Consider the following 21,537-nt stretch of genomic DNA (forward strand, 5'->3'; position numbering starts at 1 on the left):
AGGGGCTAGGCATGACGAGACATCCATTCCTGTTGGCTGCCGCGGTGGGGATCGTCGTTGTCGCGTCCGTCTCCGGGTGCAGTGGCACCCTTACGCTGAACGCACACGATGCGGGAACCGATCTGGTCGCCTGCACACCCGCGGAACCAGTGACGGTCGAATCGCTTGACGTCGATCGTCGTGCCAGCTGTGTTCCGGCGGGAGTCCCACTCGTCTTTCCCGACGGCGCGAGGGTAGATCTGCCGCTCAGCAACGCCGGCACCGGCAGCACAGGCGGCGGTGACGGTCGCGACACCTATACCTACGTTTCGGTGGGCATTTTCGGGCTCTACGCCAGCCACGCATCGGCGAATTGCACAGGATTCCACGAGTGGGGCAGCCCGACCGCGAGAGAACGCGTCCACGAGGCATTCGGCGAGCGATACGGCTGCGATTAGCCGCACGAAGTAGCCTGGCCCGCCGCTCACGACGATCCTGGCGGGAGAAAAAAGCGCGTGGCGGGAGTGAGGACTCCCGCCACGCGCCAGGTTCTCCCGCCGAAGCCTGCGTTTTCTCCCGCCGCACGGGGAACGTGGGTGGTCGGGCGGGGAACGTGGGTGTCGGGCGGACTTAGCTACGGGGTTGCTGCGGCAGCGGCGCGGGCGGCCGCCGGGAGCGCCGCAACCACGCGCGCGATGGCGTCGTCGTCGAAGGCCGCGGAGACGAACCACGCCTCGTAGACCGAGGGCGGAAGTGAGACACCCGCGTCGAGCATCGCGTGGAAGAACGGCGGGTAGCGGAACGCATCCTGCGCCCGCACCTCGTCATAGTTCTGGGGAGCTGTGCTCGAGAACACGAACGAGAAGAGGGTGCCTGCCCGCTGCACGACGTGGGCCACTCCCTCGGCGGTGAGGGCGGTCGATACCGCCGCGGAGATGGTGTCTGCCACTGCGTGGAGTTTCGCGTACACCGCGTCATCCGCTGCCCGCAATGTTGCCAGGCCCGCCGCGACCGCGACCGGGTTCCCGCTCAGCGTGCCCGCCTGGTAGACCGGGCCGAGGGGTGCGAGGTAGTCCATGACGTCGGCGCGACCGCCGAGGGCGGCGAGCGGCATTCCGCCGCCGACGACCTTGCCGAAAGTGACGAGGTCGGGGATCCACGGGGTGGTCTCCGACTCGAGACCCCACCAGCCGGCGGGGCCGACACGGAAGCCGGTGAGGACCTCATCGATGATGGTGAGGGCGCCGTACTCGTGGGCGAGTTTGCTGATCGCGGCGTTGAAGCCGGGTTGCGGCACGACGACACCCATGTTGGCGGCAGCTGCTTCGAAGATGATCGCGGCGATGTTGTCCCCGCGCTCGGCGAAGACCGCGCGAAGCGCCTCGAGGTCGTTGTAGGGCACGACGATGGTCTGCGCCGCGGTCGCCGCCGTGACGCCGGCGGAACCGGGCATCGACAGCGTCGCAAGTCCGGATCCGGCCTCGGCGAGCAAGCCATCGGAGTGACCGTGGTAGTGACCGGCGAACTTGATCAGCAGCTCGCGGCCGGTGAAGCCGCGGGCAAGACGGATGGCCGTCATCGTGGCTTCCGTGCCGGTGGAGACGAGGCGAAGCTTCTCGATGGGAGCGTCGCCCGCCGCGTTGGTGACGCGGGCGCGGACGAGTTCCGCGAGCTCGGTCTCGGCCGGGGTGGATGCCCCGAACGAGAGGCCGCGCGCCGCGGCATCCTGAACCGCCTTCACGGCATCGGGATGGGCATGACCCAGGATGGCCGGACCCCACGAGCTGACGAGGTCGACGTAGTTGCGTCCCTCGACGTCGGTGACGTAGGCGCCGTTGGCCGAGACGAGGAAGCGGGGCGTGCCGCCGACCGAACCGAACGCGCGAACCGGTGAGTTCACACCGCCGGGGATCGAAACGCGGGCGCGGGCGAACTGGTCGTCGTTCTCGCTCACTTGGCGCGCCGTCCGACGCGGCGGGGAATGCCGCTGAGGGTGCGGGCGAGTTCGACCGCGAAGTACGTGAGGATGGCGTCCGCGCCTGCGCGCTTGATGCCGAGGACACTCTCGAAGATGGCTGCCTCGCGGTCGATCCAGCCGTTTGCTGCGGCAGCCTCGATCATCGAGTACTCCCCGCTGATCTGGTACGCCCAGACCGGCACCTCGCTGAACGCGGCGGTGTCGGCGAGCACGTCGAGGTAGCTGCCCGCGGGCTTAACCATGACGATGTCAGCACCCTCGGCGATGTCGAGCGCGACCTCGCGGAGGCCCTCGCGACGGTTGCCCGAGTCGAGCTGGTAGGTGCGGCGGTCTCCGACGAGCGAGGACTGCACGGCCTCGCGGAAGGGACCGTAGAAGGCGGAGGCGTACTTCGCCGCGTAGGCGAGCACGGCGGTATCGGAGTACCCGTTGGCATCGAGGGCGTCACGCACGGCGGCGACCTGGCCGTCCATCATGCCGCTGAGTCCGAGCAACTGGGATCCGGCTGCGGCCTGGGCAAGCGCCATGTCGCGGTAGACGAGCAGGGTTGCGTCGTTGTCGACGCGTCCCTTGTCGTCGAGCACTCCGCAGTGCCCGTGGTCGGTGAACTCGTCGAGGCAGAGATCGGTCTGTACGACCAGTGCGTCACCGACGGTGTCGACGGCGACGCGGGTCGCGACATTGAGGATTCCCTCGGGGTCGACGGCGCCCGAGCCGACGGCGTCCTTGTGCTCGGGGATGCCGAAGAGCATCACTCCACCGATGCCGGCCTCGGCGGCTTCCGCCACGGCAACCTTGAGGCTCTCGAGGGAATGGTGCACGACGCCCGGCATCGACTGAATCGGCACGGGTTCTGTGATGCCCTCGCGCACGAACATGGGCAGAACCAGGTCGGCCGGGTGCAGGCGCGTCTCGGCTACCAGTCGCCGCATGGCGGGAGTGGCACGAAGACGGCGCGGTCGGATGTACGGGTGGAGCGGGTCGGACACGTTAGGCCTCCGGGGCACTGTCGGTCGGGTGTGTGGCATATTCCACGAGGGCCTCCACCAGCGAGGTCGCTGTGCGGTTTTCGGCAATTGCGTGGACGTTCAGTCCGGCCGCGCGCGCGTCATAGGCGGTGCGGGGGCCGATGCAAGCGACCACCGTTTCGTCGGGAATCGGCGCCAGCTGACCGGCAATCTGGCGGGCAACACTGCCCGAGGTAACGAGAATGGCGCGGATGCGGCCGGATGCCACGTCCTCGCGAATGTTCTGGGCGACGGGCACCCCGACAGTCCTATACGCGGCGACAAATCGCGCGTCGAGTCCGAGGGCGGCGAGGCCGCTCACCAGGGTCGGCTCGGCAATGTCGGACTGTGGAACGAGCACGCGTCCGGAAATCTCCGAGCGTGGCCACTCCTTGACGAGTCCGCGCGCGGAGTTATCGGCCTCGGGGACATAGTCAACGCGGTATCCGGCGAGGGACAACGCGGCGCCGGTGGTCTCTCCGACGGCGGCGATCTTGGTGGTGTCGGGGATCACGACGCGCTGGCTCATCAGAACGTCGACGGTGGTGGCGCTGGTGATGACGAGCCAGTCGAACGCGCCATCCTGCAGCTCGCGCAGCGCGCTCTCGAGCGCCGGACCATCACCGGACGACGCAAAGTTGATCATGGGGGCGATCACGGGAAGTGCCCCGAACCCGCGGAGCTCCGCGGCGACGCCGTCGCCCCACTTGCCGCCGCGCGGCACCAGTACGCGCCAGCCCGCGAGCGGCTTCACGCCGGCGGTCACAGGACGCTCCCCGGCGGAACGAGTGACGCCGCCCCGGAGTCCAGAAGATCACGCGCGACGCTCGTCGCTACCTCAATCGAAGGATCTTTCACGTCTGAAACATACAGCGCGTGGGAGCTTGTGATGCGGCGGGACCCGTCGGTGGCGTAAACCCGTGCGGAAAGGAAGAGCAAACCGTCGTCGACCAGGGCATTTGCGCCGATCGGTGCGGCGCAGCCCGCCTCGAGAATGGCGAGCACTGCGCGCTCGGCGTCGACAACGATGCGCGTCGTCTTGTGGTCGAGGGACTGCACCTTTTTCTCATCGCCGGCGCGGACTTCCATGGCCAGCGCTCCCTGTCCGGGTGCGGTGGGCCAGCCGTCAATGCTGAGGTACTCGGTAATGGCGCCAAGGCGCCCAATGCGACCGAGGCCGGCCGCGGCGAGGATGACCGCGTCGAGGCGTCGCTCGGGCGGGGTTGTCTCGTCAAGAACCCGCGCGAGGCGCGAATCGATGTTGCCGCGGATGTCGATGACCTCGACATCGGGGCGGCGCGCACGCAGCTGCGCCACTCGGCGCGGCGACCCGGTACCGACACGGGCTCCCTCGGGAAGCGTGTCCATGGTCAGGCCGTCACGGGCGACCAGGGCGTCACGGGCGTCCTCCCGCTTGGGGATGGCCGCGATGACGAGCCCCGGGTAGGGAGCGGTGGGGAGGTCCTTGAGCGAGTGCACGATCGCGTCGCACTCCCCCGCGATGAGCGCCTCACGCAGGGCGCTCGCGAAGACACCGGTGCCACCGAGACTGGCAAGGGACTCCTTGGAACGGTCGCCCTCGGTGCTGATGACAACGAGCTCGACCGTCAGGCCGGTCTTCGCCGCGAGGGCCTTCGCGACGATTCCGGTCTGGGCAAGGGCGAGCGCGCTGCCACGGGTTCCGATACGGAAGGTGCCGGCGGCCACGGACGGTGACGGCGTCATGGTGCCAAACCCGCCAGCGCGGGCTTGAACCCGAGCCGGACGTTCTCACAGCAGCCTGGGCGGCAGACGTCATACCAGGGGCCGAGCTCCGTCATCGACGGGCGGTCGGCGGTCGGCGTTCCGTTAACGCGCTCCATGACGAGGTCAACGAGACCCGTGACGTAGGCGGGGTGGATGCCGGGGGTGGGAACCCGCACGGCGAACGCTCCGATTTCCTCCGCCGTTTCCATGGCCTCGGTATCGAGGTCCCACTTGACCTCCATGTGGTCGCTCACAAAGCCGAGCGGCACAATGACGAAGGCCTTCGTGCCGGCGGCCGCGAGGTCGCGCATGGCGTCGCTGATGTCGGGCTCGAGCCACGGCATGCTCGGCGGGCCGGAGCGCGACTGGTACACGAGTGACCAGGCGGGCGTGACCTCGTCGGTCGTTGCCGCCTCGATGACGACTTCCGCGACGGCGAGGTGCTGGGCAGCATAGGCGCCGCCGTCACCGAAACCACGCGACTCGGGGCCGCTCTTGGCGGCGTCCGTCGAGGGGATGCTGTGGGTGGAGAAGAGCACGTGCGTCTCGGCGGCGGTGAAGCCCTTCGCCGCGACATCCGCGAGTCCCTGCACGACACCGTCGATGAAGGGCTGCACGAAGCCTGGGTGGTCAAAAAACTGTCGGATCTTGTCGATCTGCAGGGTGTCCCAGAGGTTGGTGGCGTCGAGGCCGATCGCATAGTCCTCGCGGTACTGGCGACAGCTCGAGTAGGAACTGTAGGCGCTCGTGCCGATCGCGATGAGCTTCGTGAAGCCCCGCTCATTGGCCTCGGTCAGCGCGTCGCGAATGTACGGGGCCCAGTTGCGGTTGCCCCAGAGCACGGGAAGGTCGATGCCCCGGCTGGCGAGCTCGGCCTCGAGCGCTGCCTTGAGTTCGCGGTTCTGGCTGTTGATCGGGCTGATGCCGCCGAACGCGCGGTAGTGGTGGGCGACCTCTTCGAGGCGCTCCTCGGGGATGCCGCGGCCACCGGTGACGTTGCGGAGGAAGGGGATGACGTCGTCCTGGCCCTCCGGTCCGCCGAAGCTCGCGAGGAGGATCGCGTCGTAGGCGACGGGCTCTTCGACGTGCTCGGGGCCACTGGCCGCGGCCGACGTCGCGGCGAGCACACGGGCTTGCCCACCCACCCTGTCAAGTTCACCATTGGCGATGGTCATCGCAGCACCTCGGCGATCTCCTCTGGCTGGATGCGACGCCCGGTGTAGAACGGGACCTCTTCGCGCACGTGGCGGCGCGCCTCGGTCTGGCGCAGGTGACGCATGAGGTCGACAAGGTCGACAAGCTCGGGAGCTTCGAGACCGAGAATCCACTCGTAGTCGCCCAGGGCGAACGAGGCGACGGTGTTGGCGAGAACCTGCGGGTACTCGGCACCCTTGCGACCGTGGTCGCGGAGCATCCCGCTGCGCTCGTCCTCGGGAAGGATGTACCACTCGTAGCTGCGCACGAATGGGTAGACGGTGATCCAGGCCTCGGGTGCCTTGTCGCGCATGTAGGCCGGGAGATGGTTCCGCGTGAATTCGGCGTCGCGGTGTACGCCCATCGCGTTCCACGTCGGCAGCAGGTTGGACAGCGGTTCGCTGCGGCGCAGCTCGCGCAGTGCCCACTGCAACTTCTCGGCGTCGGGCCCGTGAACCCAGATCATGATGTCGGCGTCGGCGCGCATGGCGGAGACGTCGTAAAAACCGCGGATGGTCACGCCTGCGGCCTCGACGGCCGCGATTGCGGGCGCGAGATCTCCGCCGGTGAATGGACGAGTGGGGTCACGTCGAAGTACGGCCCAGAGGGTGTAACCCAGGCGGACGGTCTCGGGAGCTTCGGCGCGCGTTTCAGCGCTGATGGTCATGGCCTCTATCCTCCCCCGACCGGGGGCGTAAATCTAATTGAGCTGCCTGTTTTAGGCCATAGCTGGCTGTTTGCTGAGATTTAACGAACGAACCCCACACGACAGGCGTATGGGGCTCGTGACAGGGGCGCCCCGGGGGTGCTCCGGATGGTTCGGTTAGACGATCGCGGCGCGCAGTTCGGCGGCCGCGGCAGCGGGGTCATCCGCTCCGTAAATCGCACCGCCGGCGACGGCGACGGTCGCTCCCGCGCGCTGGACCGCGGCGATGGTCGACACGTTCACACCACCGGCGACGGAGAACGACACGGCGGCAGTCTCGCCGTCGTCGAGCAGCGTCTGGAAGGTGAAGCCCTCTTCGGCCTGCTCGTCGAGTCCGGCGTGCATCTCGACGAACTCGGCGCCGAGCGCGATGACCTCGCGGGCGCGGGTGACCTTGTCGGCGACACCAATGAGGTCGACGACGATGCCCTTGCCGTGCTTGGTGGCGGCCGTGACGGCGCCGACGATCGTGCTGTCGCCGGCGGTGCCGAGAACGGTGACGAGGTCGGCACCGGCGGAGAAGGCGATGTCGGCCTCGAGCTCGCCGGCGTCCATCGTTTTGAGGTCGGCGAAAACGATCTTGTCGGGGTGCGCCTTCTTGATGGCGGTGATGGCGCGCAGGCCCTCGGCCTTGATGAGCGGGGTGCCCAGCTCGATGATGTCGACGTGCGGTGCGACCTTGCCGGCGAGCGCGAGTGCGTCTTCGGTGGTCAGTACGTCCATAGCGACTTGGAGCTTCATGGTGTTCCTTACGGGGGTTGGTGGATTATTCGAGGTTGGAATGCCGTGACCACATCTCGTCGGCCGTCAGACCGGAGACGAGCCAGAGCGCGTGAAAGAGTGCATCGCCGACGACAACAACTGCCTGTTCGAACAGGCCACCGGCGTACTGGGCCGACGCCGTGCCGGCGCGGTCCTGCTTCTGGGCGGCGGGAATCGTGACGACGTCGGATGCGAGCGCCGCCAGGGGCGAATCCGGGGCGGTGGTCAGACACAGCACGCGAGCGCCGACGGACACCGCCGTCTCGGCCGAGCGCAGGATGCCCGCCGTTGTGCCCGACCCGCTGGCAACCAGCAACAGGTCCCCCGCGGCGATGGCGGGCGTGGTCGCGTCTCCGACCACGTAGACGTCGAGGCCGAGGTGCATGAGGCGCATCGCGGTCATGCTGAGGGCGAGACCCGACCGGCCGGCACCGAGCACGAAGACACGGTCGGCCTCGCGCAGACTCCGCGCCGCGGCATCCATCTGGTCCTGATCCAGCCTGCCGGCCACTCCCGCAATCTCGTCGACAATCGTCGACAGGGCGGTGGCGGTGGCGAGAGGTGGGGCTGTGGTCATACCCCCATCTTTCGCCGGACTTCCGGACCGACCGCCCCACCGACCGAATAGACTTCCCCACCCGAACGGGTAGTCACAGCCACCGCGGGTAGGCTTTCCAGATGGCCACGCGCATCGACACCAACCCAATCGAGCTACGGGATGCCCCGGGGCCGGCCCCGTTTGTGGAGACGCTCGGTGCCCTCCACTCCGTGCTGTCGAGTTCGCTGCTCGGAATTGCGCCCGCGTTCTCGCAGATGCTGCAGCCGGCCGTCGCACACTCGGCCCTGGTGATCTTCACCGAGGACTGCACCGGGCGGCCGCAGAAGAAGGCGGGCGATGCGGTAATCATCGACCACGTCACCATCGACGAGCTCGACGCCGTGCGCAGGTCGCTTCCGGCGCAGCGCAGCACCGTCTGGGGCGAGGAGCGGGAGCTCGCCGCGGCCAGCCGCCCGGTCGCCGTCTTCGGTGCGTCCACGGGTGCGCTGCTCGTGCTCACCGACCCGCGCCTCGCGCCCGGGACGACCGCCGCCGACCTGCTGCCCACCATTGCGGCGCTGTGGGAACTCGTGGCCCTGAGCATTCGGCACCAGGTTGCCGCCGCTCCCCCGGCCTACCTGCTCGACTCCCGGGCGGCGTCCGCGGAACGGGCGAGCGCGATCGCCGAACTCACCGATGACCACTCCACCACCCTCGAGTCGCTGCTCGCGGTGCTGCGGTCAACGACCACGAGCGACGAAGCGGCTCGCCAGATCACCGCGGACCTCGCCGCCGGCGCGATGGTGCGGCTGCGCGCGGTATCCGACCGGGACAGGACGCTGACCGAGGAGCCGGTGGCGAAGGCATTCGAGCGACTCCGCGACGACCTCCAGCCCCTCATGCGCTTCGGCAAACTCGACGTGCAGTTCGTGGAGCCTCCCATTGACGGAAGGGCGCTGCCCGGAGAGGTCGCCCACGCCGGCCGGGCCATCGTGCGTGGAGCCGTCCTCGCGCTCATCGAGCAGGTGGACGTATCCCGGGTGCGGGTGCAGTGGAATTGTGATGGCAGCAACCTGCTCATCAATATCCGGGATGACGGACCCGGAGACCTGACGCCGGACGTGTCATCCGTTCGCCAACTGAGCGCCCGGGTGTCGGCGCTGGAGGGCGACCTCCGGATCGAGGCGACTCCCGGCTGGGGATCGGAGATCGCGGTGATGTTGCCGCTGGACGCGCCGTCCGTGCCGCTGGTGACGGCCGACGGCTGGGGGCTCACCGCCCGCGAGCACGAGGTGCTGGAGCTGGTGGCCACGGGCGCACGCAACCGTGCCATCGCCTCCGCTCTGACCATCAGCGAGAACACCGTGAAGTTCCACGTGGCGAGCCTGCTGCGCAAGGTCGGAGCTGCCACGCGCGCGGAACTGGCAGCACTCACGCGCTGACCGGGAGCAGACTGGAAGGAATACTCACCGCCGCAAGGAGGCACCCGTGAAAGCCATCCAGTACACCCGCACCGGCTCCGCTGACGTTCTCGAGAGCGTGGACCGCGCCATCCCCGACGTCGCTGCCGGTGAGGTGCGCGTGCACGTTGCGGTGTCGGGGCTGAACCCGACCGACTGGAAGTCGCGCGCCGGTTCCGGCACGACCGAGACGCTCAGCGAACCCAAGGTTCCCGGGCAGGACGGCGCCGGCGTCATCGACGCGGTCGGAGATGGCATCACGGGTCTGTCGGTCGGCCAGCGGGTGTGGGTGTGGGATGCCGCGTTCCAACGCAGCAACGGAACGAGCCAGGAATACGTCTCCCTGCCTGCTCGCCAGGTCGTTCCGCTGCCGGACGCCGCGTCGTTTGACGTGGGCGCCTCGCTCGGGATCCCGGCGCTGACGGCGCACCGCGCGCTCACCTCGGCGGAGACCGGTCCCTCCCGTCTCGCCCCGGGAGCCCTCGCGGGCCACACGATTCTCGTGACCGGTGGTGCCGGGGCGGTCGGCCACGCGGCGATCCAGCTCGCGACGTGGGCCGGTGCCACCGTCATCACGACGGTCAGCAGCCCCGATAAGGCGGAGCTCGCACGCACGGCGGGGGCCCACCACATCATCAACTACCGCGAGGAAGACGTGGTGGCGCGCGTGCGGGAAATCGCTCCCGACGGCGTGGACACGATCGTGGACGTGAATCTTCGGGCCAACCTCAGCGACGACACGGCCGTCATCGCCCCCGGTGGCACCATCGCGATCTACACCTCGGACGACGAGGACGAGGTGGCCATCCCGGCGCGGGTGAGCATGAGCCGGAACATCCGCTACCAATTCATTCTGACTTACACAACGAGCACCGCTCAGAAGGACGACGCCGTCGCCGCGGTGGCTGCCGCTGTCGCCGATGGCGCGATGGGCGTGGGCGAAGACGCCGGGCTGCCCTTAACGCGCTATCCCCTCGAGAACACGGCAGATGCGCACCGTGCGGTCGAGGGGAATGCGGTGGGAAAGGTCCTGATCGACCTTCCGGGAAACGCTTAGTCGTCGGAGGACAGCGCCCAGGCGACGAGGCTCACGATGCCCACCGCCACGGCGGCACCGCCGGCGAGCCACGGGACCGGGTTCTTGTCGAAGGAAGCTTCCGCCTTCTTCGTCAGCTTCCCGACCTGCTTGGGAACGTTGAGCTTGTCCTCGATCGCGTCGAGGGTGTTCTCGAGCTCCTTGCGCGTCGCTGCGACGCGCGCCTGAATTTCTGAGTCGCTCATGGTTACTCTCGCTTTCCTACGCCACGGATGACGTTGATGTCGAGCTTCACGCCGGAGATCGTCTTTTCCGGCAGGGGTGGGATTGCCTTCTTGAGACTGCGCCAGCCCAGCAAGGCGAGGATGGCGACGACAACAAGGAGCACAAAGGCGACGATGAGGGCGGCGAGCCACCCCGGCATCACGAGAGACAGCGCAAGAATCGCGGCGGTCAGCAGAACGCCGATGAAGAACAGCAGCACCACGACGGCCCCAAGGATGAAGCCAACGCCGATGCCGGCGGCCTTCAGCTTGCGGATGACCTCGGCCTTGAGCAGCTCGATCTCGCCGAGCACGAGCTCGCGGACGAGCGTCGGCAGGTCACCCAGCAGGGCGAAGAGCGACTTCTTCTTCTCGCGCGGAATCTCTGCCATCTGCTACTTCTTCGCTGTGGTGGAGGTTCTGGGGGTCGGCGTCTTGCGCGCCGCGGGCTTGGCGGGTGCTGCCTTGCTCGTCACGGAGCGGGCGGGCGTCGACTTCTTGGAGCCGGCAACCTGCGAGACAACCTTCTTTGCGCCGTCCGCGAGGAACTCGACGACCTCGGGGGCCTTGTCCTTCACGTAGTCCTCGGCGTTGTGCACCTGCTTCTGCACCGGTGCGCTGCTCCAAAACTTGTCGCTCAGGCGCTTGATCTGCTCGTATCGTTCGCGACCGGCGCGGGCACCCAACACGTAGCCGACTCCGACGCCGACAACCAAAAGGATCTTGCCTTTCATGGTGTTCTCCGTTCCGTTTTCTGAATGTATGTTCCAGCGTAGTCCCGGCTACGGGGCAAAGTCTCTGAGCAAATCGCTCGCGCGCGTCTCCGCCTGCGCCACGACTGCCGCCAATCCCGTGCCCGACGCCGTCTCGCCGACCAGCGATATGCCGTTCGGCGTATGCTCCTGACGCTCCGGGCGACGCCACTCGACGATATCGAAGCCCAGCACGCTCCCCGCCGGCAGCGGAACTCCGAGAAGAGCCTCCGCATCGGCACGCGCAATTTCCTCGAGGCCGTCGAGACGTTCGGCGTACGAGAGACGAAGAACGTGTGTGCCCGCTGCCCGCTCGGCCAGCCATGGCCACTTTGCCGTTGCGTGAGTCAGTGCACGGGCGCGGATGCCGGGGGCGCCGGCGGCAACGAGAACTCCGGTTCCCCGAGGCGCTGCATCCAACAGTGGTTGATCCACCACGAGGGTGGCGAGCACCGCGAGGTGGCCCGCGGCGATTGGTGCACCAAGGATTCCCGGTGTCGCGACAACCACGTGCCCGGTAAGCTCCTCGTCGCCGATCATGACGCGACCCTCGTCGACTGCGGTGACGGTGGTGTTCAGCCGCACCTCGACGCCAAAGCGCTCGAGCTCCGCGGCGAGCGCGTCCACGATCCGGTAAATCCCCCCGCGGATGCCGGCGACCGCCGACCCGGCCCGGGCAGTCCGCACTTCGAGTACCGCTCGCGCCAGCGAACCCGTGCGACGCATTCCCGCGCGCACGCCGGGCGCGACCCGATCGAGATCGAGCGAATCGGGCTCGCCCGAGTGCACACCCCGCACGATGGGGGCGACGAGCTTCTCAACGACCGCGTTACCCATGCGCCGACGCACGAGTTCACCGAGGGTCACGGACTTCGCCGCAAACGTGCCGGGCAGCAGCGCCTCCAGGAACGCGCGGAACGCCGCCCCGAATCCGAGCACGGCAATGACATCGGCCGCGAGCGGGGAGCCGGGGATCCCGAGCAGGCTCAGCTTCGGCAGGGGAACGGCGGGTCCCGCCACCTGGTGCAGCCACGCACCTTCGGGGTTGGGCTCCACGATGTCCGCGCCGAGACCCAGCGATGTCGCGAGGGTCGCCACGGTGTTGCCGCGGATGGCAAAACTCTCCGCCCCCGCGTCGAGCGTCAGCCCGCCCACCTCGTGGGAAGTGACGGTGCCGCCAAGATGATCGCTCGCCTCGATGAGGGTCACCGTCATGCCGCCGAGAACGAGCCGGCGGGCGGCCACGAGACCGCCTACGCCACCGCCGACGACGATGGCGTGGGTGCCCTCGTAGGAGGTCTCGACCACATCGGGTTCGTCCCCGGTCACCGGCTCCTCCGGACCGCGGTCCTCGGGCGGGGTGGGGGTCGCGTCAGTCACGCGGTCTCCTAGGCGATGCTGTGGACGAGCTGCACGATGCGAGTGAGCACGTCCGGGTTGGTCTCCGGGGGAACCCCGTGTCCGAGGTTGACGACGTGGGCGGGGGCGACGCGGCCCCGGTCCATGACGTCGCGCACGTGCGCCTCGAGAATGTGCCACGGAGCCCCGAGCAGGGCTGGGTCGATGTTGCCCTGCAGCGGAACTCCGCCGCCGAGGCGACGATCGGCTTCGTCCAGCGGGATGCGCCAGTCGACGCCCATGACGTCGGCGCCGATGCCGTGCATGGCGTGCAGGACCTCGCCGGAACCGACCCCGAAGTGCACCTTCGGAACGTCGAATCCGCGCAGGTGCGACAGCGCGCGCTTCGAGTGGGGCGCAACGCGGCGCAGGTAGTTGACCTCGCTCAGCGAGCCCACCCAGGAGTCGAAGAGCTGGGCAGCGGATGCCCCGGCCGTGATCTGTGCCTTGAGGAACTCACCCGTGATGTCCGCACACCAGTTGAGCAGCGTCGCCCAGGCGTGGGGCTCGGAGTACATCATGGTGCGGGCCCGCAGCTGGTCTTTGGACGGTCCTCCCTCGACGAGGTACGACGCGAGGGTAAAGGGAGCGCCGGCAAAACCGATGAGCGGGGTGGTCCCGAGCTCGGCAACGGTGCGCTGAACTCCCTCGATGATGGGGGCAAGCGCGTCCGGGTCCAGTGGCCGCAACGCCGCGACATCCGACACAGTGCGAATGGGATTCTCGAGAACCGGGCCTCGCCCGGGGACGATTTCGACGTTAACACCTGCGAGTTTCACGGGAATTACGATGTCGCTGAAGAAGATGGCGGCGTCGACGCCATGACGGCGAACGGGCTGCAGCGTGATCTCGCTGGAGAGCTCCGGGTTCAGGCAGGCGTCCAACATCGCTGTACCTACGCGGAGTTCGCGGTATTCCGGCAGCGAGCGACCGGCCTGGCGCATGAACCAGACGGGCGTCTGCTCGGGGCGATCGCCCCGGTACGCGCGGATGAGGGGGGAGTTGGCGGTGCGACCGTCAACCAACGGGTGATTTAAAGGGAGTGGCACGTGGTTAACATTAGAAGGTGCTCCTGTGCTTGACCGCCAACCATCAAAATGCCAGCTTTGACCTTCTCGAGAAGCTGTCCTTCGCAGCACCCGGAGCCGCCACCACCCTGGTCGCCGACAGCGCGATCGTCGAAGGCGCTGTCGTACTGGCGACCTGCAATCGCTTCGAGGCCTACCTCGAGATCGATGACGTTCTGCACGCGAGCGAGAACGCCGCCGCGAACACCATCAACACGATGAGTGCCGCCAGCGGTGTCGATGCCGACGCCCTGCGTAACGTGCTCACGGTGCTGCGCGGCGACGAGGTCGTCGAGCACCTGTTTGCCGTGTCCAGCGGACTCGAATCCGTCGTTGTCGGCGAGGACGAGATCTCCGGCCAGGTGCGCCGTTCGCTCGAGCGTGCGCGCGAGGTCGGCACCACCTCATCCGGTCTCGAACGTCTCTTCCAGAAGGCGACCCAGACCAGCCGCGGCGTCAAGACGCAGACCGCTCTCGGCGGAGCCGGACGTTCGCTCGTGCGCCTCGGCCTCGAGCTCGCCACCAGCCGCGTCACCGACTGGGCGCAGACCCGCGTTCTCCTGGTCGGCACCGGCCAGTACGCAGCCACCACGGTCGTTGCCCTCCGCGACCGCGGCGTCGTGGACATCAGCGTCTTCTCGCCGTCGGGCCGCGCACAGGCCTTCGCCCTCAAGCACGAGCTGCGCGCGCAGTACGACCTCAGCGAGGCCATCGGGGCAAGCGACATCGTGATCACCTGCACCGCGTACGCCGCCGTCGACGCAACGGTCATCCCGAACGACAACCGCCGCCTCATCATCGACCTCGGACTCCCGCGCAACGTCGACCCTGCCGTCGCGTCGCTCCCGGGTGTCGAGCTGCTCGACCTCGAGACGATCAGCCTGCACGCTCCTGTCGAGGCACTCACCGCCGCCGATGACGCCCGCGCGCTCGTCGGCCTTGCCGCCGCCGACTTCGCCGCCGACCGCTCGGTCGAACCCGCCATCGTTGCCCTGCGGTCCCACGTGTTCGACCTGCTCGACGCCGAGATCGCCCGCGCCCGTTCGCGCGGCGCCGGGGATGAAACGGAAGCCGCGCTGCGTCACCTGGCCGGGGTTCTGCTGCACGAGCCATCCGTTCGCGCGCGACTGCTGGCCAAGGAGGGTCGCGCCAACGAGTTCGTCGACGGACTGGACGCCGTGTACGGCGTGCGATCCGCTCTGGTTCAGGATGTCTCGGCCGCCGACATCGAAGACGACCGCGACACCCTCGCCTCGGCGTAATCGCAGCTCCCCACCATCGCGCCCATGCTGCAGGTGACCTCGCCCATCGCGACGGAGCGCCTTCTGCTGCGGCCGATGCTGGCGCGCGACCGGGATGGTCTCTTCGCCTACCAGTCGGATCCCGAGGTCATCCGGTTTCTGCCCTGGCCGCTGCGCACCCGCGAGGAGTCGGCTGCCCACCTCGCCATGCGAATGAAGCTCGACCGCCTCGAGGCCGACGACGACGCGATGGTGCTCGGCATCGAGCTGGACGGCCGCCTCATCGGCGACATCACGCTCTTTCTGCGCAGCATCGAGAACGCGCAGGCCGAGATCGGCTGGGTGTTGAACCCCGAATTTACCGGCAAGGGCTTTGCCGCCGAGGCCGCCGGCGCCGTGCTCGACCTCGCTTTCGGCTCCCTCGGGTCGCACCGCGTGTACGCCCACCTCGATCCGCGCAACGCCGGGTCCGTCGCGTTGTGCCGGCGGCTTGGCATGCGCGAGGAGGCCCACCACGTCGAGTCCGAGCTGTTCAAGGGCGAGTGGGTGGATGTCGGGATTTACGCGATCCTCGCCTCCGAGCGGTCGGCGCTGCGCGCACGGGCCTAGCCTGAACTGCATGGAACCCCGAGCGTTCACCCCCGTCACGATCGACGCGCCTATTCGCACGGAGCGGCTCATCCTGCGGCCGATGACGCTCGACGACGTCGATGACATCCACGCCTACCAGTCGCTCGACGAGGTGTGCCGCTACCTGTTGTTCGAACCCCGGTCGCGCGAGACCGTCGCCGAGAAGGTCGCCTTCTACTCGACGGCCACGACGCTCGAGAAGGACGGCGACTTTCTGCAGCTTGCGCTGGAATTGCCGGCGAGTGCGGATGCCCCGGCCCGTGTTATCGGTGACTCCTACTTCTCCGTCAAGAGCGTCGCGAACCTCGGTGGCGAGATCGGCTGGACGATGCACCCCGACTTCACGGGACGCGGTTACGCCGCCGAGGCCGCCAGCGCCGTGCTCGACTTCGCGTTCACCACCCTCGGACTGCACCGGGTCGCCGCCGACCTGGACCCGCGCAATGACGCGTCCATCGCCCTCTGCCGTCGGCTCGGAATGCGCGAGGAGGCGCACTTCGTCGAGGACCTCGCGTTCCGCGGCGAGTGGGCCGACACGGGAATCTACGCGATACTCGACCGCGAGTGGGCCGCGCGGGTCCGGTAGCCGCGCCCCTGGGGCATCCATTCGTCCTGCGCTGCTGCCTAGGCGATGCCGCCGTTGATGTAAAGCACCTGGCCGTTGACCCAGCGCGCGGGACCGGCGAGGAAGGCGACCGTCTCGGCGATGTCGTCCGGGGTGCCGAGGCGCTCGAGTGGGGCGAGCGACGCGATGTGGTCGATGACCTGCTGCGGCTTGCCGTCGAGGAAGAGCGGGGTGGCGGTCGGTCCGGGAGCGACGACGTTCACGGTGACGTCGCGGCCCCGCAGTTCGCGGGCGAGGATCATCGTGAGCGACTCGACAGCTCCCTTGGTGGCGGCGTAGGCACCGTAGGTCGGCTGCTGCAGGCGTGACACCGAGGTGGAGAAGTTAATGAGTGCGCCACCGGAGCGAAGCTGGCGGGCGGCCAGCTGGGACACGACGAATGTTCCGCGCACGTTGGTGCGCATCATCCGGTCGAAATCGGCGAAGTCGAGGTCGACGATCGGGGACAGCAGCATGACACCGGCCGTGTTGACGACGACATCGACGCCGCCGTACAGCGCCTGGGTCTGCTCGAAGAGTGCCGCCATTTCGGTCTCGTCGGCGATGTCGCCGCCGATCGCGGTGGCGGTGCCGCCCGCCGCGGTGATCGCGTCGACGGTCTCATCGGCGCGGGCCTTGTTGCCGGCGTAGTGCACGACTACCGCCATGCCGTCGGCCGCGAGGCGTTCTGCGGTCGCGCGACCGATGCCGCCGGAACCACCGGTGACGATGGCGACGCGGGTGGTGGTTTCTGACGTGGATGCCACGGAGGAGTCCTTACTCTCATTTATGGACGATTCGTCCACTAGTGACAAATGTAGACTGTTTGTCCATATACTTCAAGTGGCAGGGAGATTTCGTGAGCGAGCAGGGCGTGGCAGTGCGGCAGGGGCGGGGACGCCGACCCGCGGCCGAGGTGCGGCAGGCGGTGCTGACCGCCGCTGGCGAGCTGCTCTTCGAGACCGGCCTGACCGGCATCACGTTCGAGAAGGTCGCCCAGCGGGCGGGCGCGAGCAAGATGACCCTCTACAAGTGGTGGCCGTCCCCGGGCGCTCTCGCCCTCGAGGCGTATTTCGCGGCGGTGAAGGCGTCGCTCGCCTTTCCCGATACCGGCGATGTCGAGCGTGACCTCACCTCGCAATTGCACGCGTTCGTGCACCTGATCACCGAGCAGAGCGGTGGGCGGGTCATCGCGGAACTCGTCGGCGCGGCCCAGACGGACCCCGATCTGGCGTCGGCGTTTGCGGAGAGCTACACGCGCCCGCGCCGCCAGCTCGCGGTCGACACCTTCGTGCGCGCCCAGGAACGGGGCCAGATCCGCGCCGACGTCGATCCGGAGGTGCTCGTGGACCAGCTCTGGGGCGCGTGCTACCACCGCCTGCTGCTGCCGGACCAGCCCCTCACCCTCGCGTTCGCAGACGCCCTCATCCGCAACCTCATGCTGGGGATCCGCGGCCCGGCGTCACCGCACTCCTGACAATCCCGATCGGCGGGAGTTACGTCAGGTTTCGGCGGGAGAAGAAAGCACGCGGCGGGAGTCGTAGCTCCCGCCGGTCGCTTTTTTCTCCCGCCGCCCGGCATTCTGTGCCAGCGAATTGCCCCAGCGTGCGCGATTGCGCGGAGCCCGGCCCGAGCGCACGCCTGCTCCACTACCGTGGGGCCATGACTGACGCCACGTGGAACAGGGTCCCCATCGAGCCGCAGAGCGTGAATGCGCCGCTCTCGGTTTCCGCCGTCTTTCTCGTGCTCCGCATCAATGAGGGCGAGGCTGCCGCGGCGACCGCCCGCGACGTGATCGCCGACATCGGCGGGCTGGTGCGCGCCGTGGGGTTCCGCGACCTGCGGGGCCACCTCTCGTGCAACGTCGGCATCGGCAGCGCCGCCTGGGATCGCTTCGGCCAGTCCGGGCGACCCGCACAGCTGCGGCCGTTCTCCGAGGTCCGCGGCGATGTGCATACTGCGGTGGCGACCGGGGGCGACCTGTTGTTTCACATCAGGGCCGAACGAGCCGACATGTGCTTCGAGCTGGAGCGACTGCTGCTCGGCAAACTGGGCGATGCGGTCACGGTGCTCGACGAGACATCCGGATTCCGCTACTTCGACTCTCGCGACCTGCTTGGCTTCGTCGACGGCACCGAGAACCCGACCGGCCAGGCCATGGCCGAGTCGTCGCTCGTCGGGCACGAGGATCCCGGCTTCGAGGGCGGCAGCTACGTCGTCATTCAGAAGTACCTGCACAATCTCGATGCGTGGGGCGCGCTGTCCACGAGCGACCAGGAGCACATCATCGGCCGCACCAAGTCCGACAACGTCGAGCTTGACCAGGACCCCGCCGACCGCAAGTCGCACAAGTCCCTCAACACCATCGTCGACGTCAATGGTGTCGAGCACGACATCCTGCGCGACAACATGCCCTTCGGCCGCCCCGGGCAGGCCGAGTTCGGCACCTACTTCATCGGGTACGCGCGCGAGCTGTGGGTGATCGAGCAGATGATCCGCGCGATGTTCATCGGAGACCCGCACGGTCAGTACGACCGGATCCTCGACTTTTCCACGGCGAAGACCGGCGCGACGTTCTTTGTGCCGTCGCTCGAGGTGCTGGAGGCGCTCGCGACCGACGCGTAGCAAGACATGGACATGGGGATGCCCCGACCGCCCGATGAGTGGCGGCCGGGGCATCCCGACTCATGTTGTGTGGTTGTTAGTGCTGCGCGCTACTCGGCGGTCGAGTGGTTACGACGACGAGCGAACACCGCTGCGGCTCCGAGGAGGAGAAGCAGCGCGGCGATGCCCAGCTCAGGCGCGACGTTGCTGCCGGTGGTGGCCAGCGTCGGGGTACCCGGCGTTCCCGGAACCTCGGTGAGGGTGAGGCATCCGGTGGGGGCTGCCGCGACCGTCAGGGTGAAGACCCCGCCACCCAGGATGGTGTCAGTGGCATTCCGGGGAATGGCGCGCACCGTATACGTACCGGGAGCCACCGCCGTCACGGCCGAGGTGACCTCGGTCGAACCGATGAAGTAGCGGACGGCGGATTCGGCACCCTCAGGGAAGACGACCGTGATGTTTCCACCCGCGACGGCCCCATCGACACAGCTCGGGTCTGTCGCGAACGCGTCAGCTTCCCAGGCGGCGAAGGTGGGGAGGCAGTCGGCGGGGTCGACGACCAGCGTCCACGAACCGGTGCCGAGCAGCGCGTAACCGGCATCGGCGGTTGCAACCACCGTGTAGGTGCCCGGCGGCACGTTGGTGTACTCGCTCGTGACGGGCGCACCGTTGATCGTGTAGCTGACGTGTGCGGCGGGTGCCACGTGGATCTTGCCCGAGATCGGCGTGACGGAGTCTGCCGTGTCGCTGAGCTGGTCACCGGTGAGCGTCGCGCCATCCAGCGTCTCGGCACCATCGGTGGGGCAGGTCTGGGCCGTCACATCGGCCGCGGCGACAACCGTCTGGGGCGGCGTCGGGCACTCGGTGCGCTGACCGAGATCGAAGGTCCAGCCACCGGCCGGGTAGCCGGTCAGCACTGCCGGAGCGATCGCGACGGCGGTCACGGTGTTGATTCCGGTCTTGCCGTTACCGGTCAACGTGTAGTCGATCGTGGCGGTGTCCGCGGGAACGGCGATGGAACCGTCGGTTCCGCAGGCGGTGATGATCGTGGCGGTGGGAGTGGCGGGAGTCACGACCGGCGGGCACTCGTACCGCTGGCCGAGGTCGAAGGTCCAGCCGCCCGCCGGGTAGCCGGTCAGCACTGCCGGGGCGATCGCGACGGCGGTCACGGTGTTGATTCCGGTCTTGCCGTTACCCGTCAGGGTGTAATCGATCGTCGCGGTGTCGGCGGGAACCACGATGGAACCATCGGTTCCGCACGCGGTGATGATCGTGGCGACCGGGGTCGTCGGTGTCACCACCGGCGGGCACTCGAAACGCTGCCCCAGGTCGAAAGTCCAGCCGCCTGCCGGGTAGCCCGCCAGGACTGCCGGGGCGATACCCTTCGCCGTGACGGTGTTGATTCCGGTCTTGCCGTTACCGGTCAGGGTGTAGTCGATGGTGGCGGTGTCGGCGGGGACGACGATTGATCCATCGGTCCCACACGCGGTGATAGGCGTGGCGGTCGGTGTCGTCGGGGTGACGACGGGTGGCGTCGGGCAGGTGTAGCGCTGTCCGAGGTTGAACGTCCATCCCCCGGCGGGGTACCCCACCAGAACGGCGGGAGCGATGGCCTTCGCGGTGACGGTGTTGATGCCGGTCTTGCCGTTGCCCGTCAGGGTGTAGTCGATCGTCGCAGTGTCCGCGGGAACCACGATGGAACCATCCGTGTCACACGCGGAGATCGGCTTCGCGGTCGGAGTGACCGGGGTCACCTTCGGCGGCGTGTAGCAGTCGGGCGTCAGGGTGACGGTCGTGCCGACCCCGCCGAAGCCCATGGAGCTGAGGAACACCTCCTTGTACGGGTCGCTGGGTGCGTTGAGCACGGCGGTCGGGTACGGCACCGGCGAGCGTCCGGCGTAAATGTCGCCCTGGCCACAGGTCACCGTGGCGCCGTAGTGGTACACGCCGGGGGTGGTGATGGCCGGAAGGGCATTGACGATGTCACGAGCCTGGGGCCAGTAGTCGTTGGTGGTGAACTTCCAGCTCGTGGCAACCACGTAGAGCGGCTGGCACAGCACGCCGGTGGATCCGGCAACGGCCTTCACCGTGACGACACCGTTGTTATCCTCCGGTGCGTACGTGTAGCTGATCGCGGAGTCGGGGATACACGCGGGCGCCGCGGTCTTCACCGCCGTCTTCGCCTTGGCGGTCACGGGGGACTTCGCCGGCGCGGGAGACGCGGTCGGCGCCGCCTGTGCGCTCGTGGCGGCGGGGGTGGGCTCCACTGCTGCGGCAGGAGCGGGAGTAGCTGACGGCGCGGCAGCCGGGGCAGCTGTTGGCGCGGCAGCTGGGGCTTCCGTCGGCGCCGCGGCGGGCTGCGTCGCCGCCGGCGCCTCGGTGGGGGTAGCCGACGGAGTCGTTTCGGGTGCAGACGAAGCTGCGGCATTCGGGGTGGACGTGGCGCTGCTGGTGGGAGCGGTTGTCTCGGCGCTGACCGGGGCAACCGCACCTGCGGTTGTCAGCGCTATGGCGAGCAAGGCTGTAGTCAGCCCGGCGATTTTCTTGTTCATGGGTTAGCGGTCTCCTGATA

23 protein-coding genes are annotated in these 21,537 nt (G+C 68.2%); 8 read left to right on the top strand and 15 right to left on the bottom strand.

The genetic code is table 11. The features are described 5' to 3' along the window. Positions 1 to 11 precede the first annotated feature (11 nt). Positions 12 to 437 carry a hypothetical protein gene (locus HB677_RS12515; RefSeq protein WP_213816048.1) on the top strand — a complete coding sequence of 142 codons (426 nt, stop codon included), beginning with the start codon at positions 12 to 14 and terminating at the stop codon, positions 435 to 437. A 176-nt stretch (positions 438 to 613) separates the two neighbouring features. On the opposite strand, the gene hemL is transcribed toward HB677_RS12515, so the two are convergent. The 8 genes from hemL to hxlB form a co-directional block, all read right to left on the bottom strand. Next, positions 614 to 1,933, bottom strand: coding sequence for a glutamate-1-semialdehyde 2,1-aminomutase (gene hemL / locus HB677_RS12520; protein WP_213816049.1), 1,320 nt, complete (start codon positions 1,931 to 1,933; stop codon positions 614 to 616). Next, complete coding sequence (gene hemB / locus HB677_RS12525) at positions 1,930 to 2,985, bottom strand: porphobilinogen synthase (protein WP_213816050.1); 1,056 nt, start codon at positions 2,983 to 2,985, stop codon at positions 1,930 to 1,932. The genes hemL and hemB overlap by 4 nt, the downstream gene beginning before the upstream one ends. Beyond that, on the bottom strand, positions 2,948 to 3,730 hold the full coding sequence (locus tag HB677_RS12530; RefSeq protein WP_213816051.1) for a uroporphyrinogen-III synthase: 783 nt from the start codon (positions 3,728 to 3,730) through the stop codon (positions 2,948 to 2,950). Before HB677_RS12530 ends, hemB begins: the two co-directional genes overlap by 38 nt. Next, positions 3,727 to 4,689, bottom strand: a complete 963-nt coding sequence (hemC, locus tag HB677_RS12535; RefSeq protein ID WP_213816052.1) for a hydroxymethylbilane synthase — start codon at positions 4,687 to 4,689, stop codon at positions 3,727 to 3,729. The genes HB677_RS12530 and hemC overlap by 4 nt, the downstream gene beginning before the upstream one ends. After that, on the bottom strand, positions 4,686 to 5,885 hold the full coding sequence (locus HB677_RS12540) for a ferrochelatase (protein WP_213816053.1): 1,200 nt from the start codon (positions 5,883 to 5,885) through the stop codon (positions 4,686 to 4,688). Before HB677_RS12540 ends, hemC begins: the two co-directional genes overlap by 4 nt. Continuing rightward, positions 5,882 to 6,571, bottom strand: coding sequence for a hydrogen peroxide-dependent heme synthase (gene hemQ / locus HB677_RS12545; RefSeq protein ID WP_213816054.1), 690 nt, complete (start codon positions 6,569 to 6,571; stop codon positions 5,882 to 5,884). Before hemQ ends, HB677_RS12540 begins: the two co-directional genes overlap by 4 nt. A gap of 156 nt (positions 6,572 to 6,727) precedes the next feature. Next, complete coding sequence (hxlA, locus tag HB677_RS12550) at positions 6,728 to 7,351, bottom strand: 3-hexulose-6-phosphate synthase (RefSeq protein WP_213816055.1); 624 nt, start codon at positions 7,349 to 7,351, stop codon at positions 6,728 to 6,730. 25 nt (positions 7,352 to 7,376) lie between these two features. Further along, positions 7,377 to 7,949: a 6-phospho-3-hexuloisomerase gene (hxlB, locus tag HB677_RS12555; RefSeq protein WP_213816056.1), complete on the bottom strand. Its 573-nt coding sequence runs from the start codon at positions 7,947 to 7,949 to the stop codon at positions 7,377 to 7,379. 101 nt (positions 7,950 to 8,050) lie between these two features. Between hxlB and HB677_RS12560 the strand changes: the two genes are divergently transcribed. Both HB677_RS12560 and HB677_RS12565 read left to right on the top strand, forming a co-directional pair. Then, entirely contained in the window at positions 8,051 to 9,352 is a 1,302-nt protein-coding gene (locus HB677_RS12560; RefSeq protein ID WP_213816057.1) for a LuxR C-terminal-related transcriptional regulator, read from the top strand. A 46-nt stretch (positions 9,353 to 9,398) separates the two neighbouring features. Continuing rightward, on the top strand, positions 9,399 to 10,427 hold the full coding sequence (locus HB677_RS12565; RefSeq protein WP_213816058.1) for a zinc-binding dehydrogenase: 1,029 nt from the start codon (positions 9,399 to 9,401) through the stop codon (positions 10,425 to 10,427). Here HB677_RS12565 and HB677_RS12570 read toward each other — a convergent pair. From HB677_RS12570 to hemE, 5 genes are read right to left on the bottom strand one after another with little or no spacing between them, the layout of a single operon-like run. Continuing rightward, positions 10,424 to 10,651, bottom strand: a complete 228-nt coding sequence (locus HB677_RS12570) for a DUF3618 domain-containing protein (protein ID WP_213816059.1) — start codon at positions 10,649 to 10,651, stop codon at positions 10,424 to 10,426. The genes HB677_RS12565 and HB677_RS12570 overlap by 4 nt on opposite strands. A gap of 2 nt (positions 10,652 to 10,653) precedes the next feature. Then, positions 10,654 to 11,061: a phage holin family protein gene (locus tag HB677_RS12575; protein WP_213816060.1), complete on the bottom strand. Its 408-nt coding sequence runs from the start codon at positions 11,059 to 11,061 to the stop codon at positions 10,654 to 10,656. 3 nt (positions 11,062 to 11,064) lie between these two features. Then, positions 11,065 to 11,403 carry a YtxH domain-containing protein gene (locus HB677_RS12580; RefSeq protein ID WP_213816061.1) on the bottom strand — a complete coding sequence of 113 codons (339 nt, stop codon included), beginning with the start codon at positions 11,401 to 11,403 and terminating at the stop codon, positions 11,065 to 11,067. A gap of 48 nt (positions 11,404 to 11,451) precedes the next feature. After that, positions 11,452 to 12,801, bottom strand: coding sequence for an FAD-dependent oxidoreductase (locus HB677_RS12585; protein ID WP_307852594.1), 1,350 nt, complete (start codon positions 12,799 to 12,801; stop codon positions 11,452 to 11,454). Between the two features lie 8 nt (positions 12,802 to 12,809). Beyond that, positions 12,810 to 13,868 carry a uroporphyrinogen decarboxylase gene (hemE, locus tag HB677_RS12590; RefSeq protein WP_213816062.1) on the bottom strand — a complete coding sequence of 353 codons (1,059 nt, stop codon included), beginning with the start codon at positions 13,866 to 13,868 and terminating at the stop codon, positions 12,810 to 12,812. 17 nt (positions 13,869 to 13,885) lie between these two features. Between hemE and HB677_RS12595 the strand changes: the two genes are divergently transcribed. From HB677_RS12595 to HB677_RS12605, 3 genes are read left to right on the top strand one after another with little or no spacing between them, the layout of a single operon-like run. Further along, positions 13,886 to 15,148, top strand: coding sequence for a glutamyl-tRNA reductase (locus HB677_RS12595; RefSeq protein WP_213816063.1), 1,263 nt, complete (start codon positions 13,886 to 13,888; stop codon positions 15,146 to 15,148). 24 nt (positions 15,149 to 15,172) lie between these two features. Beyond that, complete coding sequence (locus HB677_RS12600) at positions 15,173 to 15,736, top strand: GNAT family N-acetyltransferase (RefSeq protein ID WP_218624683.1); 564 nt, start codon at positions 15,173 to 15,175, stop codon at positions 15,734 to 15,736. 10 nt (positions 15,737 to 15,746) lie between these two features. Beyond that, positions 15,747 to 16,343, top strand: a complete 597-nt coding sequence (locus HB677_RS12605) for a GNAT family N-acetyltransferase (RefSeq protein WP_213816064.1) — start codon at positions 15,747 to 15,749, stop codon at positions 16,341 to 16,343. 38 nt (positions 16,344 to 16,381) lie between these two features. On the opposite strand, the gene HB677_RS12610 is transcribed toward HB677_RS12605, so the two are convergent. Continuing rightward, positions 16,382 to 17,128: an SDR family oxidoreductase gene (locus HB677_RS12610; protein ID WP_213816065.1), complete on the bottom strand. Its 747-nt coding sequence runs from the start codon at positions 17,126 to 17,128 to the stop codon at positions 16,382 to 16,384. Between the two features lie 92 nt (positions 17,129 to 17,220). Here HB677_RS12610 and HB677_RS12615 point away from each other — a divergent pair, with 92 nt between their 5' ends. Further along, positions 17,221 to 17,838: a TetR/AcrR family transcriptional regulator C-terminal ligand-binding domain-containing protein gene (locus HB677_RS12615; protein ID WP_307852595.1), complete on the top strand. Its 618-nt coding sequence runs from the start codon at positions 17,221 to 17,223 to the stop codon at positions 17,836 to 17,838. Between the two features lie 185 nt (positions 17,839 to 18,023). After that, positions 18,024 to 18,986 (top strand): Dyp-type peroxidase, encoded by a 963-nt coding sequence (locus HB677_RS12620; protein ID WP_213816067.1) that lies wholly within the window; start codon positions 18,024 to 18,026, stop codon positions 18,984 to 18,986. An 89-nt stretch (positions 18,987 to 19,075) separates the two neighbouring features. Here the strand turns inward: HB677_RS12620 and HB677_RS12625 are convergent, their stop codons facing one another. Further along, complete coding sequence (locus tag HB677_RS12625) at positions 19,076 to 21,517, bottom strand: LPXTG cell wall anchor domain-containing protein (protein WP_213816068.1); 2,442 nt, start codon at positions 21,515 to 21,517, stop codon at positions 19,076 to 19,078. Between the last annotated feature and the right edge of the window lie 20 nt (positions 21,518 to 21,537).

It is taken from the genome of Glaciihabitans sp. dw_435, from assembly GCF_018449675.1.
GTDB lineage: Bacteria > Actinomycetota > Actinomycetes > Actinomycetales > Microbacteriaceae > Glaciihabitans.